The sequence below is a fragment of the Ferrovibrio sp. genome (genome assembly GCF_036381655.1).
Classification (GTDB): Bacteria; Pseudomonadota; Alphaproteobacteria; order Ferrovibrionales; family Ferrovibrionaceae; genus Ferrovibrio.
Map to the genome: position 1 here is coordinate 24,565 of NZ_DASVCJ010000081.1, position 14,371 is coordinate 38,935.

The 14,371-nt window shown below is 68.1% G+C and carries 17 protein-coding genes; 12 read left to right on the top strand and 5 right to left on the bottom strand.

Features of this window, described 5'->3' with window-relative positions:
- Positions 1–3: 3 nt before the first annotated feature.
- Positions 4–1,533, top strand: coding sequence for a thymidine phosphorylase family protein (locus VF194_RS18530; RefSeq protein WP_330892682.1), 1,530 nt, complete (start codon positions 4–6; stop codon positions 1,531–1,533).
- A gap of 37 nt (positions 1,534–1,570) precedes the next feature.
- The gene (locus VF194_RS18535; RefSeq protein WP_330892683.1) at positions 1,571–3,193 is read left to right on the top strand and encodes an MBL fold metallo-hydrolase; all 1,623 of its coding nucleotides are present in this window, start codon (positions 1,571–1,573) and stop codon (positions 3,191–3,193) included.
- Between the two features lie 83 nt (positions 3,194–3,276).
- Here VF194_RS18535 and VF194_RS18540 read toward each other — a convergent pair whose 3' ends face one another.
- From VF194_RS18540 to VF194_RS18550, 3 genes are read right to left on the bottom strand one after another with little or no spacing between them, the layout of a single operon-like run.
- On the bottom strand, positions 3,277–3,555 hold the full coding sequence (locus VF194_RS18540) for a type II toxin-antitoxin system RelE/ParE family toxin (RefSeq protein WP_330892684.1): 279 nt from the start codon (positions 3,553–3,555) through the stop codon (positions 3,277–3,279).
- A gap of 20 nt (positions 3,556–3,575) precedes the next feature.
- Entirely contained in the window at positions 3,576–3,962 is a 387-nt protein-coding gene (locus VF194_RS18545) for a type II toxin-antitoxin system RelB/DinJ family antitoxin (protein ID WP_330892685.1), read from the bottom strand.
- A gap of 15 nt (positions 3,963–3,977) precedes the next feature.
- Complete coding sequence (locus VF194_RS18550) at positions 3,978–4,196, bottom strand: DUF1127 domain-containing protein (RefSeq protein WP_330892686.1); 219 nt, start codon at positions 4,194–4,196, stop codon at positions 3,978–3,980.
- 113 nt (positions 4,197–4,309) lie between these two features.
- On the opposite strand from VF194_RS18550, the gene VF194_RS18555 reads away from it, so the two are divergent.
- A complete protein-coding gene (locus VF194_RS18555; RefSeq protein WP_330892687.1) occupies positions 4,310–5,293 on the top strand; it encodes a transcriptional regulator GcvA in 984 nt (327 codons plus the stop codon).
- Positions 5,280–6,347, top strand: coding sequence for an NnrS family protein (locus VF194_RS18560; protein WP_330892688.1), 1,068 nt, complete (start codon positions 5,280–5,282; stop codon positions 6,345–6,347). Before VF194_RS18555 ends, VF194_RS18560 begins: the two co-directional genes overlap by 14 nt.
- A gap of 141 nt (positions 6,348–6,488) precedes the next feature.
- Here VF194_RS18560 and VF194_RS18565 read toward each other — a convergent pair whose 3' ends face one another.
- Positions 6,489–6,935 carry a pseudoazurin gene (locus VF194_RS18565; RefSeq protein WP_330892689.1) on the bottom strand — a complete coding sequence of 149 codons (447 nt, stop codon included), beginning with the start codon at positions 6,933–6,935 and terminating at the stop codon, positions 6,489–6,491.
- Between the two features lie 193 nt (positions 6,936–7,128).
- Between VF194_RS18565 and VF194_RS18570 the strand changes: the two genes are divergently transcribed.
- Entirely contained in the window at positions 7,129–7,839 is a 711-nt protein-coding gene (locus tag VF194_RS18570) for a Crp/Fnr family transcriptional regulator (protein WP_330892690.1), read from the top strand.
- On the opposite strand, the gene VF194_RS18575 is transcribed toward VF194_RS18570, so the two are convergent.
- Positions 7,799–8,026 (bottom strand): DUF1858 domain-containing protein, encoded by a 228-nt coding sequence (locus VF194_RS18575; protein ID WP_330892691.1) that lies wholly within the window; start codon positions 8,024–8,026, stop codon positions 7,799–7,801. The two genes, VF194_RS18570 and VF194_RS18575, sit on opposite strands and share 41 nt — an antisense overlap.
- Before the next feature lie 162 nt (positions 8,027–8,188).
- Here VF194_RS18575 and VF194_RS18580 point away from each other — a divergent pair, with 162 nt between their 5' ends.
- The 7 genes from VF194_RS18580 to VF194_RS18610 form a co-directional block, all read left to right on the top strand.
- Positions 8,189–8,530 (top strand): metal-sulfur cluster assembly factor, encoded by a 342-nt coding sequence (locus tag VF194_RS18580; protein WP_330892692.1) that lies wholly within the window; start codon positions 8,189–8,191, stop codon positions 8,528–8,530.
- Entirely contained in the window at positions 8,527–8,772 is a 246-nt protein-coding gene (locus tag VF194_RS18585; protein WP_330892693.1) for a DUF2249 domain-containing protein, read from the top strand. The genes VF194_RS18580 and VF194_RS18585 overlap by 4 nt, the downstream gene beginning before the upstream one ends.
- Positions 8,735–9,898 (top strand): hypothetical protein, encoded by a 1,164-nt coding sequence (locus VF194_RS18590; protein WP_330892694.1) that lies wholly within the window; start codon positions 8,735–8,737, stop codon positions 9,896–9,898. Before VF194_RS18585 ends, VF194_RS18590 begins: the two co-directional genes overlap by 38 nt.
- Positions 9,899–9,984: 86 nt before the next feature.
- Entirely contained in the window at positions 9,985–10,185 is a 201-nt protein-coding gene (locus VF194_RS18595; protein WP_330892695.1) for a DUF2905 domain-containing protein, read from the top strand.
- A 201-nt stretch (positions 10,186–10,386) separates the two neighbouring features.
- Positions 10,387–12,342, top strand: coding sequence for a response regulator (locus VF194_RS18600; RefSeq protein WP_330892696.1), 1,956 nt, complete (start codon positions 10,387–10,389; stop codon positions 12,340–12,342).
- Positions 12,343–12,384: 42 nt separating this feature from the next.
- Positions 12,385–13,812, top strand: coding sequence for a hypothetical protein (locus tag VF194_RS18605; RefSeq protein WP_330892697.1), 1,428 nt, complete (start codon positions 12,385–12,387; stop codon positions 13,810–13,812).
- Between the two features lie 66 nt (positions 13,813–13,878).
- On the top strand, positions 13,879–14,371 hold a 493-nt coding region (locus tag VF194_RS18610), incomplete at its 3' end, for a patatin-like phospholipase family protein (RefSeq protein WP_330892698.1).

Below are 14,371 nucleotides of genomic sequence, written 5' to 3' on the forward strand. Positions count from 1 at the left end.
GCCATGCTGACGCTCAAGCGCATCGCCATCGACACCCATCGCGAAAGCATCGCCTATCTGAGCCGCGATTGCCCGCTGTACCGCGCCGAGGAATTCCTGGCGCTGGCCAAGGTCGAAGTGACCGCGCGCGAGGATCGCGGCAGCGGACCGGGCAACGGACCGGGCAGCGGCCTGCGGCTGCCGGCGGTGCTGAACATCGTCGACGATCCGCATCTGCTCGGCGCCAACGAGCTTGGCCTGTCGGAGGAGGCCTTCCGCCTGTTCGGCCAGCCGGAGGGCATGCCGGTCTGGATCGATCATCCCAAGCCGGTCGAAAGCCTGGATTGCGTGCGCGCCAAGATTCAGGGCCGCGTGCTGTCGCAGGCCGAATACAACGCCGTCATCCGCGACGTCGCCGCCCGGCGCTATTCCAAGATGGAGATCGCCGCCTTCCTGGTCGGCTGCGCCAGCTTCATGACCGCGGCCGAGGTGCTGAGCCTGACGCGCGCCATGGCCAATGTCGGCCACAAGCTCGACTGGGACCACAGGCCGGTGGTCGACAAGCATTGCATCGGCGGCATCCCGGGCAACCGCACCTCGATGATCGTGGTGCCGATCGTCATCGCGCATGGCCTGACGATCCCGAAAACCTCCTCGCGCGCCATCACCTCGCCGGCCGGCACGGCGGATACGATGGAAGTGCTGGCCCGCGTCGATATCGGCACCGACGAGATGCGCGCCATCGTGGAAAAGACCGGCGGCTGCCTGATCTGGGGCGGGCGCGTCAATCTCTCGCCGGCCGACGACGTGCTGATCACCGTCGAACGGCCGCTCGGCATCGACACGCGCGAGCAGATGGTCGCCTCGATCCTGTCGAAGAAGGTCACGGCGGGCGCGCGCCATCTGGTGCTCGACATTCCGGTCGGGCCGACCGCCAAGGTGCGCAGCCGCGCGGATGCCGTGCGCCTGCGCAAGCTGTTCGAATACGTCGCCGGCGAACTCGGCCTGCCGATCGAGATCGTCATCACCGAGGGCCTCGAGCCGATCGGCCGCGGCATCGGGCCGATCCTGGAGGCGCGCGACGTGCTCGCCGTCCTGCGCAACGAGCCGGGCGCGCCGGCGGATCTGCGCGAACGCGCGCTGCTGCTCGCCGGCCAGCTGATCGAGGCCGATCCGGCGGTGCGCGGCGGCCAGGGCATGCGCCGCGCGCGCGAGCTGCTGCAATCCGGCGCCGCCCTGCGCGCGATGGAACGCCTGATCGAGGCGCAGGGGCCGAGCAGCCTGGCGCTGGTGCCGGGACCGCTCGGCTACGACGTGCCGGCGCCGCAGGACGGCGTTGTGCAGTCGATCGACTGCCTGCGCATGGCGCGCATCGCCCGGCTGGCCGGCGCGCCGGCCTTCAAGGGCGCCGGGCTCGACCTGTTCAGGAAGACCGGCGAGACCGTGCGCAAGGGCGAGCCGCTCTATCGCATCCATGCCGGCCTGCAAAGCGATCTTGGCTTCGCCGCCGACCTCGCCGGGCGCGACAACGGCTACGTCATCGCGGCGACATGAGCGCGGCTGAAACGGTGCACGGAGAAGAAGGACGCCCATGCCCCTGACCCTTTCCTTCCACGGCGCCGCCGGCACGGTGACCGGCTCCTGCTACCGGCTGGAGATCGGCAGCAAGGCCATCCTGATCGATTGCGGCCTGTATCAGGGCGACAAGACGCTGAAGGAGCTGAACTACAAGCCCTGGCCCTTCGATCCGCGCGGCATTGCCGCGCTGCTGCTGACGCATGCGCATATCGACCATAGCGGCCTGATCCCCAAGCTGTTCAAGGCGGGCTATGCCGGCCCGGTGCTCTGCACCGAAGGCAGCGCCGATCTGCTGCGCTGGATGCTGCCCGATTCCGGCGGCATCCAGGAGATGGAGGTGGAGAAGCTGAACCGGCGCAACCTGCGCCGCGGCAGAAGCGCCGTGCAGCCGATCTACACCGAGCAGGATGCGCAGGATGCGCTCAAGCTGCTGCAGGCCCGCGATTACGAAAGCTGGTTCGACGTCATCCCCGGCGTCAGGGCGCGCATGTGGAATGCCGGCCATATCCTCGGCGCCGCCTCCATCGAACTGGCCGTCGAGACCGGCGAGACGAGTCCGATGCGGCTGCTGTTCTCCGGCGATATCGGGCCGGAGCACAAGGCCCTGCAGCATGGTCCGGATGCGCCCTGCGATCTCGACCTGGTGGTGATGGAATCGACCTATGGCGGCCGGCCGCGGCCCAAGCTCGACGCCGCCGCGCGCCGCGCCGTGCTGGCCGGCGAAGTGAGCGCGGCGCTCGATGCCGGCGGCAACCTGATCATCCCCGCCTTCGCGGTCGAGCGCACCCAGGAGCTGCTGGCCGATCTGGCCAAGCTGATGGCCGACGGCACCGTCAGGCGCGTGCCGGTGATCGTCGATTCGCCGCTGGCGCTGCATATCACCAATGTCTTCGCCAAGTATCTGCACGAGGCGAACGGCCTGCGCGCGGCGACCGGAAATCCCTTCGCGGGCGGCAGCCTGCATTTCACCCGCAGCGTAGCGGAAAGCATGCAGATCGAGCAGATCACCGGCGGCGCCATCATCATCGCCGCCAGCGGCATGTGCGAGGCGGGCCGCATCCGCCATCATCTGAAGAACAATCTCTGGCGGCCGAATGCGACCGTCCTGCTGGTCGGCTATCAGGCGCCGGGCACGCTCGGGCGCTTCCTGGAAGACGGCGAGCGCGCCGTGCGCATCCAGGGCGACGAAGTGCTGGTGCGCGCCAATGTGAAGAAACTGGAAATCTATTCCGGCCATGCCGATCACGACGAATTGCTCGACTGGCTGCGCGAACGGGCGCCGGTGCGCCGCGGCCTGATGCTGACCCATGGCGATCTCGACTCGATCGGCATGCTGCGCGCGGCCATCGCGCAATGGACAAAAAGCGATTGGAAGGGCGCGGCGCCGCTCGTCGTTGCGCCGCGGCTGGACGAAACCTACAGCCTGCTTGGCGCGCATCCCCGGCTGCTGCGCGCCGCCCGGCCGCAGGCGGCGCGCCGGCTCGACCGCTACAGCGAAGCCGAGGCGCTGGCCGGCCATGACTGGCATAACGATTACGCCCGGCTGATGCTGCGGATGCAGCAGCAGTTGCGCGACGCGAAAACCGACGCCGAACGCCGGCGGCTTCTGAAGAAGATGCAGCGCGCGCTGGGGTGAGGATTCAGGCGCCCAGGCTGCCATATGGAAGTCCCAATGAGCATCATGGCCGGGCTTGTCCCGGCCATGACAGCTTGGCGGACTTAAGCTTCCGGCAGCTGGTCCGGCCAAAGCTGTGCGCCGTGCAATGGGCGCAGGATGCGAACCGCATCGCTGCTGATGCAGTAGGCTGCAATATAGGGCGTATGGTTGATCACAAGCTCGCGCGTGCCTTCGATGCGTCCGGGACGGCCGCTCTCGGGAAACGCTGCCAGCAATTCGATCTGCTCGCCGATCCGTTCCTCGAGCGCTACGGCCGCGTGCGGATTGTCTTGTTCGATGTAGTCGAAAATCCTGTCCCGGTCCTCGCCAGAGGCGACCATTCCAGCTTCATGCGCTCGGGTCAGCCGCGCTTGAGGGCCGCCGCGCGGCGCTTGGCAAAATGGGCTTTCACCTCGTCCTGCGGCAGAGCCGGGCGCAGATCTTCGAGCGCCTCCTGCACCTTCGCCCTGAACCAGGCATCGTGGGCGGCTGGGTCGGTGGCCAGACCGGCCGGCAGCGTTCCTTCCGTGGCCACGCGCGTCAGCAGGATGCGTATGGCATCCGAAACGGTCAGCCCCATAGTCTCGAGCACCACCGCCGCGCGCTCTTTCACATCGGCATCGATACGGGCCTGCACCAGCGCGTTGCTCGCCATGAAACGATCCCTCGTCTGCGTGGATGAACGCACGCAGGCATTGGAATTCATTTGAATGACGACTTCCACCCGCGTTGCGGCACCGGCCTGCATGGCCCGCGCCGGACCTCACCCCCGCCAGAAAGGCCTGCTTGCCTCGCGCAGGGCGTCGGCGCGGCTCAGGCCCATATCCTTCAGATAAATGTCGCTCAATTCGGCGAGCTGGCCGCGTTCGCGCGCCCGGCGCTGCCAGGCAAGCAGGCCGCCGATGCGGGCAGCCAGCAGCCGCGCCAATGCCTTCGGCTGGTAATCCGGGAAAAACCGGTAAGCGATCCGAGCCTGTGCCATGTCATCCTCCGGTGAGGGCCGATCGTTGCGGGGCGAGACTTAGGCGTTTCGGGCTTGCCGGACAAACGACGATTCCTCATATTCGAATAAGCTGAACTAATGCGAGGAGAGGCATGGCCCGGCATCTGCCGCCGCTGAACGCGCTGCGCGTCTTCGAAGCCGCGGCGCGGCATCTGTCCTTCACCAAGGCGGCGGCGGAGCTGAACGTCACGCAGGCGGCGGTCAGCCATCAGGTGAAGCTGCTGGAAGACGTGCTGGGCGCGCCGCTGTTCCGCCGCTTCAACCGCCGCCTGGTGCTGACCGAGGCGGGGCAGGCCTATTGGCCGGATCTGCGCAACGCCTTCGATCAGATCGACCTCGCCACCAGGCGGCTCAACCGCCGCAGCGGGCCGCAGCAATTGCGCATCAGCACGCTGCAGAGCTTCGCGGCGAAATTCCTGGTGCCGCGCATACCGCGCTTCCAGGCGCGGCATCCGAAGATCGAGCTGATGATCTCGACCTCGCCGCTGCAGGTCGATTTCGCGCGCGACGATTTCGATCTCGCCATCCGGCTCGGCGGCGGCCGCTATCCCGGCCTTTATGTCGAGCATCTGATGGACGACTACGCCTTCCCGGTCTGCGCGCCGCAGCTGCTCGCCGGCCGGCATCCGCTACGCCGGCCGCAGGACCTGAAATTCCACACGCTGCTGCACGATACCGCGGTGCTGCCCGAGGAAAAGGCGCCGACCTGGGAGAACTGGCTGCAGCAGGCCGGCGTGCCGGATATCGATACCATGCGCGGCAGCGGCTATAGCGACACGTCGATGGCGATCCAGGCCGCCGTGGCCGGGCAGGGCGTGGCGATGGGCCGCCGCGCGCTGGTGATCGAGGAACTGGCCGCCGGCCATCTGGTGCAGCCTTTCGGCCCGGTGGTGAAGAACCGTTTTTCGTATTATCTCGTCTGCCCGAAGGCCAATGCGCAGGGCCGCCTCGTCGCCGCCTTCCGCGACTGGCTGGTCGAGGAGATCGCACAGGCCGGCCTGAACGGGCCAGACCAGAAGAAGCCTGGCCTGAAGAAGCCGGCAGCGAAAGGAGGCCGGCCGAATGGGCGGGCGTGACGGGATGGGCATGCAGCGCCTGCCGGTGCACCGGCTGTACTTCGCCGGCGCCAGCATACAGGGCCTGCTTTCGGTGGGCTTGTGGATCTTCGCGCGGCCGGCGGGCGTGCCGGCCTTTCTGTGGCATGGCCATGAGCTGGTCTTTGGCTATGCGATGGCGGTGATCGCCGGCTTCCTGTTCACGCGCACCGGCGAGAGGACGGCGCTGTTCGTGCTGCTGCTCTGGGCGGCAGCGCGCCTGGCCTGGCTGCTGGATTACGGCGGCCTGCCGGCAGCCCTGCTGTCGCCGGCGGCGACGCTGGCCATCGCCGCGATCGCGGCGCAGGGCTTCCTGCGCGGCATCAAGCGCGGACAGAATGCGCCCTTTCCGCTGCTGCTGCTGGCCTTGGCGGCGGGCGATGTGCTGGCCCAGACAGCGCTGGCGCGCGGCGGCGTGCTGCTCGGGCTGTTCGCCGCGGTGATCCTGATCGTGGTGATGGGCGGGCGCATCGCCGGCGCCGCCCTGTCCGGCCTGGTGCAGCGCGCCGGCGGCGCGCGCATCGCGCCGGAGCTGGTGCTGGAAAAACTGGTCCTGCTGGCGCTGGCGCTGAGCGGCCTGGCCATCGCGGCCGATGCGCCGGCCGTTGCGACGGCGCCCTGCGCGGCGGCGGCGGGCGGGTTGATGCTCTGGCGCATGCGGCGCTGGATCGGCGCGCTGGCCCTGGCCGGCGCCGAGCTGCGCGCCCTGGCGGCGGGCCAGGTTTTCATTGCGCTCGGCCTCGTCGGCAGCGCGCTGAATGCGCTCGCCGCCCTGTGGCCGAGCAGCGCGCCGCTGCATCTGATCACCGTCGGCGGCATCGGCCTGACCACCGTGACCATGATGCTCAAGACGGCGGCGCAGCGCGAGCGCAGGGCGCCGCCCGATGGCGCGATCGCGGTGGCGGCGATCTGCATGGGACTGGCGGCGGTGCTGCGTGCCGCCGGCGATGCCGCGCCGGCGATCGCCTATTCCCTCGCCGCGCTGCTATGGATGGCGGCGCTGGCGATCTGCCTCATCGCGCTGAACAGGAAATAGGCGTGTCCCGCGAAGCCGCCCGGGCCCGGCGATGCGCAAGAGGTATGGCGCAACAGGAAAAAACCGGCCGCCGCACGGACCGCACGCCTAGCGAGGGAGTTGACGGTGCGCGCGGGCGGCCGGGCCGTCGCGAGGTAACGCTTAGCGGCTGGCAACCTGGCTTTCGTCGAACAGTTCGGCAAAGACCTGCTTGGCCTTGCCCGGATGCTTCACCGCCTTGGCGGCGCTGATATTGTCAGGCTTGCCGACCACCACGAGGCTGACCATGCCCATGCCGTAATGCGGCTTGCACTTGAAGCCGTAGACGCCGGGCTTGTCGAATTTCACCGTGACTTCCTCGTTCGGCTTGCCATGCACCTCGGCGGCGCCGGCCGGCGCCATGCCGGGAATGGTCTCGACATTGTGGCCCTTGCTGACGGGCACGAATTTCACGGCGTCGCCGGGGTTGATCTTCACCAGGGCGGGCTCGAACACCATCATGCCCTTGGCGCCCTTATCCAGCATCTTGACCTCGACGTCCGCCGCCGAGGCGATGCCGGCGGCCAGAACGAGCGCCAGGGCGGCGGCGAGGGCCAGACTTTTGCGCATGTCACACTCCATGGTTCGATGTCGTAAGCGGCCGAGCGGTGCCGGCGTCACGGCGACTTCTAGCCGGGCGGCGCCGGCGCCACTTTGCGCCATGACAAATTCGCCGCGATTTTTGCCGTTACGGCCGATATCCGCGGCCGCGCCCCGGCTCGCGTCGCTGGCCGGACGGGCCGCAGCCTGCTAATTTCCCGGCATGCCTGCGCTCGACCCCTCTCTCGTGGCCCATCTGCCGCTGTTTCGCGCCTTCAGCCGCGAGCAGTTGAAGGACCTGCTGGGCGGTGCGACGTCGCGCCGCTATGCCAAGGGCAGCAACGTGTTCGAGCAGGATGCGCCGGCGCATTCCTTCTTCGTGCTGCTCGACGGCCGGCTGCGTGTCGTCAAGATCACGCCGGACGGCCAGCAGGTGGTGGTGCGCTATATCACGCCCGGCGAGATTTTCGGCATCGCCATGGCGATCGGCCGCGACAGCTATCCGGCGACGGCGACCGCGGTGGTCGACAGCGTGGCGCTGGCCTGGCCGTCGCCGCTCTGGCCGCAGCTCGTCGCCAAATACCCGATGCTGGCCACCAGCACGATGCAGACCCTGGGCGGCCGGCTGCAGGAGACCCAGACCCGCGTGGTCGAGATGTCGACCGAGGAGGTCGAACGCCGCGTCGCCCATGCCCTGCTGCGGCTGGCGCAGCAATCGGGCAAGAAGGTGGAGCGGGGCATCGAGATCGATTTTCCGATCAGCCGCCAGGACATCGCCGAGATGACCGGCACGACCCTGCATACGGTGAGCCGCATCCTGAGCGCCTGGGAGGATCGCGGGCTGGTGGAAGGCGGGCGCCAGCGCATTGTGCTGAAGGATGCGCATCGGCTGTTCATGCTGGCGGAGGGCCAGTCCGGGGATCGGCCGGGCTGATACTGCGCCGCAAGGCCGCCAGGAACGCCTCTTGGTCGACCTGGTGCTCGCGGCAGGCATCGGCGATGCTGTGGAAGCAGGCGATCGGACAGCCGACGCAGCGCAGCCGGAAATCGAGAAACACCCGGATCGTGCCCGGCCAGCGCCGCATCACTTCCTCCACGGTCCAGTCCTCGCTGATCGCCATCGCACGCTCCTCGAAACTTGACGCAGTTTAACGATGGCGGCGACTGCGTCTTTGCGCCGGCGCAACCTGACGGGCAGAGCGCCGCCGCTTTACGTGTTTGTGGCAGCGCAAAGAAAGCCCGGAGCCGGATCAGCAGAATGCCCGCCATCCACAGGAGGCGGCATGACCCAGTCGCAGATATCTGCCGAAGCGCTCGATCCCGACATCCTCGATTGCCTGCAATCGGTGCTCGATCCGGAAGTCGGCTTGAGCGTCGTCGATCTCGGCCTGGTCTACCGCGCCCGCCGCATATCGGATCATGCCGAGGTTGCGTTGACGCTGACCACGCGGGCCTGCCCGCTCGGCGCCATGATCAAGCGCGATGCCGAGCAGCGGTTGCTGGACCGGTTCCCCGAACTGGCCGGCGTGGATGTCGAACTGGTCTGGGATCCGCCCTGGACACCAGACCGCATCACGGAACGCGGCCGGGCGCTGCTCGGCCACAGACGAGGAGTAGGACGATGAGTTCAGCCAGCGTGGCAACCACGATCGACGTGCGGCAGATTCCGCCGCGCGAGCGCCATCCGCTGATTTTCGAAACCTTCACCCGGCTCAGCCCCGGTCAGGCCTTCCGGCTGGTCAACGACCACGATCCGAAGCCGCTTTACTACCAGTTCAACGCCGAATTCCCCGGCAGCTTCGCCTGGGATTACGAGGAGCAGGGTCCCGATGTCTGGCAAGTCCGCATCAGCCGCACCGCGGCCTGACCTAGCCGGCCTGCTGCAGACGATGCGGAGCCCGATCGGGCTCCGCGTCATCCTGCTGCTGCTGGGCGGCCTCTCCCTGTTGGCCGGGCTTTGCGCCGGCCTGTGGCGGCTCGGCTGGACCTTGCCGCATGGCGCCTCGCTCGCGGCCCTGCACGGACCGCTGATGGTCTCGGGCCTGTTCGGCACCTTGATCGGCCTGGAGCGCGCGGTCGCCGCCAACCGGTCCTGGGCCTATCTCGCGCCGCTTTTCGCCGGCGCCGGCAGCCTGCTGCTGATCCTCGGCGCGCCGCCGACAGTCGCGGCGGCGGCCTACAGCCTGTCCGGCATCGTCTTCGCGCTCGTCACCCTGCTGATCCTGCGCCAGCAGCCGGAGCTGTTCAACGCCGCGCTGCTGGCCGGCGCGGTCGCCTGGACGGCCGGCAACGTCTTCTGGCTGCGCGGCGACGAGGTGCCGGCTTTCGTCGGCTGGTGGCTGCTGTTTCTGGTGCTGACCATCGCCGGCGAACGGCTGGAGATGAGCCGCCTGCTGGAGCGCAAGCGCGGCAGCGAGGCCTGGTTCATCATCGCCATCGGCTTTCTCGTCACCGGCGCGCTCAACGGCATCGCCGGCGACAACGGCGCCGATCTGTTCGGCATCGGACTGGCGGCCGTCGCGCTGTGGCTAGCGCGGCACGACATCGCCTGGCGCACCGTGCGGCAGGCCGGACAGACGCGCTTTTTCGCGCTCTGCATGCTGCTCGGCTATCTCTGGCTCGCCTGCGCCGCGGCCGCCCTGCTGCTGGCGCCGCCGGCGAAGGCCGCCTTCGGCTACGACATCGCGCTGCATGCCATCCTGATCGGCTTCGTCCTGTCGATGGTGTTCGGCCATGCGCTGATCATCCTGCCGGCGGTGACCGGCTGGCGCCTGCGCTATAGCGCTTTCCTTTATGCCCCGCTGGCCGTGCTGCACGGCTCGATGCTGGCGCGGCTGACCGGCGGCCTGCTCGAACTGGCGGCGCTGCGCATGGCGAGCGGCCTGCTGACCGTTCTCGCCATCGCCGGCTTCATCGCGACGATCGCCGCGGCGAGCCTTGTGCAGAACGGTCGGGCGAAAGCGGCGATCCGCCGTCCGCGCCATTCCTCCTAGACGCCGTCCCGAGAAGTTTCGCGGCGGCCTTACGGCGGCGTCTCGGCGGCTGCCGCGCCTGCGGCATTTGGTGTAAACTCCATGCCATGTCCCGCATACTGATCGCCGTCGGTCTGCTCATCGCCGCCATCGGTCTGCTCTGGCCCTGGCTGGGCAAACTGGGATTGGGGCGCCTGCCGGGCGACATCCTGATCGAGCGCGGCCATTTCACCTTCTACGCGCCGATCGGCACCGGGATCGTGATCAGCCTGGCGCTGTCGCTGATCCTCTGGCTAATCAACCGCTGATCGCGGCGCGCGGAAAAGCGGCCTTGAAAAGCGCGGATAAAACGGCAAATTTTAAACCCGCGTAAGATGAATTCCGGCTAATTTCCTCTTGTTCCTGCATAGAGTCGTTTGCGATCTCAATAGTTTTTGTTACCGTGGCGGTAGGCTCGACGCGATCAGGGGGTGCTGGTCATGTCTCGGGAGGTCGACCGATCCGTTGGTATGGCTTTCGAGTCCAGCCAGCTGAGCCATCAGCTGCTTGTTGACGCTGCCGTCGATTACGCCATCTACATGCTCAACGAGCGTGGCCAGGTGGTGACCTGGAATACCGGGGCGGCGCGCGTCAAGGGCTATGCGGCCGAGGAGATCATCGGCCGGCATTTCTCGACCTTCTACACCGAAGCCGATATCGCCGCCGGAAAGCCGCAGAAGGCGCTGCAGATCGCCCGCGAAACCGGACGCTACCAGACCGAGGGCTGGCGCCGGCGCAAGGACGGCTCGCGCTTCTGGGCCGCCGCGCTGCTGGATGCCGTGCGCGACGAGACCGGGCGGCTGGTCGGCTTCGCCAAGGTCACCCGCGACCTGACCCAGCAGCGCCAGCTTACCGAGATGAGCCAGCAGCTGGCGCAGTCGCAGAAAATGGAGGCGCTCGGGCAGCTCACCGGCGGCATCGCCCACGACTTCAACAACCTGCTCGGCATCATCGGCTCCAGCATCGAAAGCGTGCAGCGCCAGATCGCGCGCAAGGATCACGACATGGCGCGCATCCAGCGCCGGCTGGACCATGCCCTGCGCGGCACGCAGCGCGCCAGCGCCCTGATCCGGCATCTGCTCGCCTTCGCCCGGCGGCAGCCGCTCGAGCCCAAGCCGATCGTCGTCAACGAGCTGATCGGCGGCATGCTGCCGCTCCTGCGCCGCAGCCTGGGCGAGACGATCGAGGTGACGGAAAAGCTGGATGACGGCCTGTGGCGCTCCTTCGTCGATCAGAACCAGCTGGAGAATGCGCTGCTCAATCTGGCGATCAACGCCCGCGACGCCATGCCCGATGGCGGCAGGCTGACCATCGCCACCCGGAATACGGAACTGACCGCCGGCCCGGCGCTGCAATCCGGCCTCTCGCCCGGAGCCTATGTCGCGATCAGCCTGAGCGATACCGGCGTGGGCATGAGCCGCGACGTCATCGAGCGGGCCTTTGATCCCTTCTTCACCACCAAGCCGGCCGGCGCCGGCACCGGTCTGGGGCTGAGCCAGGTCTACGGCTTCGTCAAGCAGTCGGGCGGCCATATCGAGATCAGCAGCGAGATCGGCTGCGGCACGACGGTGACGATCCTGCTGCCGCGGCATTTCCAGCCGCAGGAGAGCGACAGCATCGCCGCCGCGCCCCAGGCCACGGTCGCGCCGGCCGGCAGCGAAACGGTTCTGGTGGTCGAGGACGATGCCGATCTGCGCGCCGCCGCGGCCGAGATGCTGCGCGAACTGGGCTATCAGGTGCTGGAGGCCGGCGATGCCGCCGCCGCCCTGGCGCTGCTGCGCAGCCGCCTAGACATCGCGCTGCTGTTTACCGACATCGTGCTGCCCGGAGCGATGAACGGGCGCAGCCTGGCCGACGAGGCCAGCAGCATCAATCCGCATCTGCGCGTCCTGTTCACCACCGGCTATGCGCAGCATACCCTGGCGCGCCAGGGCAATCTCGAGCCCGGCCTGCACCTGATCGCCAAGCCGTTCAGCTTCTTCGATCTGGCGGTGAAGACCCGCGCGGCGCTGGATTCGCCGCCGCAGCGGCCCTGGGCGCTGCTGGTCGAGGACGAGGCGCTGGTGCGCGCCGCCGCCGCCGATGCCCTGCGCGAACTCGGCTTCGAGGTGGAGGAATCCGCCTCGGCCATGGGCGCCATGAACAAGCTGCGGCTGGCGCGCAGCCGGCTGACCCTGGCCATCATCGATATCGGCCTGCCGGATCTGACCGGCGATATCCTGGCCGCCGAGCTGCGCGCCAGCCGCCCGCATCTGCCGATCATCATCGCCACCGGCCGCGATACCCATTCGATTCCCGATCCGCTGCGCAGCGATCCCCTGCTGCGCCTGTTGCCCAAGCCCTATGACGAGCGGGATATCGAAGTGACCCTGCGCAGCCTGCGCGTGCCGGTGCCGGTCGCGCTGGGCGATCCCGAGCCTGTGTGACACGATTGCCGCGCCGCGGGACAGGCAGTAAAGCAGAACGGCATGAGCGATTCTGATTCCAGGTCTCCCCTGCAGCGCGTCGGCGATTTCCTGTTCGGCCGCGAGGAGCGCCGTCCCGCCGGTGCGGCGAAATCGCGCGCCATCGAACGCCGGCCGGCGGAGCCGAAGATCCTGCCGTCCGCACCGCCATTGCCGTCGCGGATGCAGGCCGGCACGCTGCAGCTCGTCGGCCTGGACTATATCCGCCGGGCGCTGGCCGAGACCTGGGAGAGCCACCGCGACAAGGTGCATGCCGTGGTCGAGAGCACGTTCCGCCGCTATCTCGAACCGGCCGACGCCTATTACAAGATCGACGACGAGCGCTTCCTCGTGCTGTTCACCCGGCTGGCGCGGCCGCAGGCGGAAGCCAAGGCCACGGCGATCGCCCGGGAGGTGCAGCGGCTCGTTCTCGGCGAACTGCCGGCCGGCCATGACGTCACGGTGAAATCCCGGGTCGCCGAGGTCGACCGCAAGCTGCTGATGGAGAAGGTCAGCACGCTGGAGCAGTTGCTGGAATTCGTCGAGACCGGCCAGCTTGCGCCGGAGGATGGCGGCGGAATCGCGCTGTTCGAGAATCTCGGCGCCGACGAGCCGCCCCCGGCGGCGGCGGCGGTGACCGGGCCGGGGCCGGACATGGCCGATCTCGACCAGTCGCTGGCCGCGCTGTGGCAGAAGACCTCGGCGGCGCAGTATCTCAAGCAATGCAGCGTCCGCTTCGACCCGGTATTCAGCACCAGGCGCAAGGCGTTCACCGCCTTCGACGTCAGAATCCTCCATCGCGGCGCCATGCCGCAGGAGGACGACATGATGCTGGTCGACGATCCCGAGGCCCTGCAATTCCATCTCGACCGCTACGCCCTGCTCAGCGGGGCGCTCGGGTTGCAGCATATGCTGACGCAGACGATGCAGGCTCTGATCGTCATGCCGGTGCATTTCAGCACGTTGGCGACGGCCAAGACCCGCAACGTCTATCTGCAGCGCCTGCGCGAGGTGCCACAGAGCTTCAAGCGCTTCATCGGCTTCAGCATCACCGGCGTCGCGCCGGGCACGCCGCCGGGCCGCATCGCCGATATCCTGTCCTACCTGCAGCCGCTGTCGATCATGCAGGGCATGCGCCTGCCGGCCGATCCCAAGCTGGTCGATCTGTATGCCGCCGCCGGGGTGCAGTCGCTCGCCGTCTCGGCCGCCGAGACGATGGCCGGTGGCGAAACCGCGCATCAGCAGGGCGTCGATCTGGCCGCCTTCGCCCGGCGGGTGCGCGCCCATCAGATGGACTCGGTGCTGCTCGACATCGACGATGCCGACATGCTGCGGCTCGGCCTGGGCGGCGGCTTCAGCCTGCTCGCCGGCGCCGCAGTGGCAAGAGGCGCCGCCGAACCGGCATTGCCGGAAGCGCAGCAGCTCGACCGTCTCGCCGGCCTGACCGGCTGACCGGCTGACCGGCTGACCGGGCCGCAGCGCCACAATCTTGCCGCAGAGGCCCGCTTTTCATACGCCATGAACAGATTCGACGAACAGATCATTCTGGTGCTGCAGGGCGGCGGCGCGCTCGGCGCCTATCAGGCCGGGGTCTATGAGACGCTGGTTGCGAATGACTACCTGCCGGGCTGGGTGGCCGGCATCTCGATCGGCGCCATCAACGCCGCGCTCATCGTCGGCAACCCGCCCGAACGACGCCTGGAGCGGCTCAAGACCTTTTGGGAGAGGGTATCGTCGCGGCTCTTGATCGACCCGACGATTCCCGGCGAGAACGGCCGCACCCTGTTCAACGAGACGAGCGCGGCGCTCGCGCTTGTGCTCGGCGCGCCCGGCTTCTTCGAGCCGCGGGTCCCGCCGCCGCAATTGCGCGCCGAAGGCACGATCGGCGCGCTCAGCTTCTACGACACGACGCCGTTGCGAAACACGTTGCTGGAACTGGTTGACTTCGACCGCATCAACGGCGGCGACATCCGCTTGAGCGTGGGCGCGGTCAACCTGCGGACCGGCAATT